This window comes from Rhizobium sp. PDO1-076, assembly GCF_000247475.1.
Lineage (GTDB): Bacteria > Pseudomonadota > Alphaproteobacteria > Rhizobiales > Rhizobiaceae > Allorhizobium.
Genome location: NZ_AHZC01000232.1, coordinates 1 through 2,112, shown reverse-complemented (window position 1 = coordinate 2,112; position 2,112 = coordinate 1). Strand labels below are relative to the sequence as shown.

Sequence of the window (2,112 nt, the reverse complement as noted above, 5' to 3'; positions counted from 1 at the left end):
AAACCGTAGCACACAGGAAGCGCACGCAGAGATGAAAAAGTACGCTCTTGCCATCCCTGCATGGCGGCGGACAGACGAAGAGAAAGAGCAGTTTACCCAAGATGAGGTAGACCGTGCCAAGGTTGAGTATCCTAAGGTTACTAAGTCTCCAGATCCTGAGGCAGATGCCCGTAATGAAGACATTCATAGGCTGATTCAGGCTTTTCGCGGCTTGGCTGATGATTTTAACAGGGTAGGGAGCGTTACAGATCGTTTTGACAAAATTTGGCCAAAAGAAGCGGTTGAGAGCTTCCAATCTGATGCTGCTATCAGCAAAAGTGAGGCTATTTCAGACTTGCATTCTAAGCTCTCTGAGAATAACAAGGAGCTAAAGGCTCTGGATGTCGTGGTTTCTGATATTATCAGAAGTATGGATTTACTTTGCAGTAATTTTGATAGTCTTATTAAAGACTACGGGAAAAAGTACAAAATTCCTGATATCTTGGACATTATTCCTGATCGCTCGGGCATTCTCAGCCGTGAAGTACCTCTAATTGTAGCGGGATTACAGCCGGCTAAAGAGGCTCTGAATCTTTTGCGCCACATTCATGAAAAAATTGTAGCCGCCGAGCAGTTTTTTCTTTGCTCACTGATTTGCTCAATGAAAAAAATGAAAGAACGCAAACATACTCGGATAATCCGAAAGACTATTTTATAGATCTATTGGATGATGCCAGAGAATTCAAGTATCTTATTGATACTATATTGGACGATCTTCGTATTAATGTGGCGGTTACTTTTATCGAAAATATTTTGAATTCGAAAAAACAGAAGAAACATTTTATTTCAGCTATCGATGGTTGCACTAAAATAATTCAAGAGTTAGATTCGATGAATGCTAGTATTTCTGTTTTTGAAACGATAAATATGAAGGATGAATTATACAAAAAGTATTGTGCCAATCGCGAAGTCCCCAAAAATATTGTTGGCGATGGTCTTCAGAGGGACTCTGACATTAACTCTTTTGACCACCCTCGTTCTATTTTGGATGATCTTCGTAAGAAGATTAGCGAGGAGCGAGCTGTATTCACGGAATACCGTGACAAACTTTCAGCTAGGCTCGCTGAATTGAAAAACGTCGAATGACCGTTGAATTGGTGATCGGCGGCAGGGCGTGTGGCGGCTGTTCGCCTCCGATGGCGGGCTGGGTTCCTGGGCTGACTGCCCTGCGGGTCCCGGCACTCTCGGTGTGTTTCCGCTGATGGATGATACAGGCCATCCGAAAAAGCCCGACCGATCGATCGGCATGTACCATAATACGCCTCGTGCGCTGGGCTTGAACCAGGTGGACACGTCGAAATATAGTCAGCGGGTATGAGCAGCGGCTGGTCGAAAGTTTAGCGCGGCTCAGTCTGAAAAGCGTCAAGGGTTTACGCTTCAATCTGTCATCGGCGCAGCCGATGGCAGCGGCCACATTCCCGCATCGCCGGCAGCGCTCTATATCGTGCCGCCCGATGCAGACGGGGATTTCGAGGTAGCGCTCGCGGAGATGATCGCGGCGCGTCCCGATGTCGAGCCATGGATCTGGCGCGTGGCCGAAGGGGAGATGCCCGTTTTGCCGGTTCTGTAGGATTTCACACCACCCACTTATTGCATACCATTATAGAACCACTTCTATGCCTTTGCGGCGGATCACATTCAGCAGCGCCAACGCTGGGCCGGTTGGCCGCTTCAGTCCGCGCTCCATCTGGGAGAGGTGGCCAGCCGTCAAGTTTAGGTATTTCGCAAACACGGCCTGACTCATGTGCGCGTCTTCACGCAGCGCTCTGATGTCGTCAGCCGTAAGCGGGGCGGCCGTTGGAGCAGCCGACGCGAAGTCATGCAACGTGATCTTGCGGAAATCGGCCTCATCCAGGGTATCGTTTGCACGCATTTCGTTGGCGAGCTCAAGGATTTCGAGCCTTAGCCGGGACGGCGTCTTAGCCTTCGTTGTCATGTTGCACCTCGTTTAAGATTCCAGCGGCAAGATCCTTTTCGATACGCTTTGGATCCGTGAGCCATTGTTTTGCGATTGTTTTCAGGTCTTCAAGGGGCATCGTAAACTTAACGGAGGAAATGCCAGCGAAAGACGCC

The 2,112-nt window shown here is 48.8% G+C and carries 3 protein-coding genes and 1 pseudogene; 3 read left to right on the top strand and 1 reads right to left on the bottom strand.

Annotation, left to right across the window (positions count from 1 at the left end; translation table 11 throughout):
- From PDO_RS13735 to PDO_RS27905, 3 genes and pseudogenes are all read left to right on the top strand, one after another.
- Nucleotides 1-697, top strand: a 697-nt coding sequence (locus PDO_RS13735) for a hypothetical protein (protein WP_007602617.1), incomplete at its 5' end; no start/stop codon positions are given.
- 47 nt (nucleotides 698-744) lie between these two features.
- Nucleotides 745-1,125 (top strand): hypothetical protein, encoded by a 381-nt coding sequence (locus PDO_RS13730; protein WP_160167040.1) that lies wholly within the window; start codon nucleotides 745-747, stop codon nucleotides 1,123-1,125.
- 227 nt (nucleotides 1,126-1,352) lie between these two features.
- A pseudogene (locus tag PDO_RS27905) lies at nucleotides 1,353-1,609 on the top strand (DUF1173 family protein); the annotation flags it as partial.
- Between the two features lie 30 nt (nucleotides 1,610-1,639).
- Here PDO_RS27905 and PDO_RS13725 read toward each other — a convergent pair.
- Nucleotides 1,640-1,975: a helix-turn-helix domain-containing protein gene (locus PDO_RS13725; RefSeq protein WP_007602616.1), complete on the bottom strand. Its 336-nt coding sequence runs from the start codon at nucleotides 1,973-1,975 to the stop codon at nucleotides 1,640-1,642.
- Nucleotides 1,976-2,112: the final 137 nt, after the last annotated feature.

What these genes read in the sequence shown, in the direction of transcription:
- PDO_RS13725 (WP_007602616.1), bottom strand. Translation starts at nt 1,975, where the DNA reads ATGACAACGAAGGCTAAGACGCCGTCCCGGCTAAGGCTCGAAATCCTT.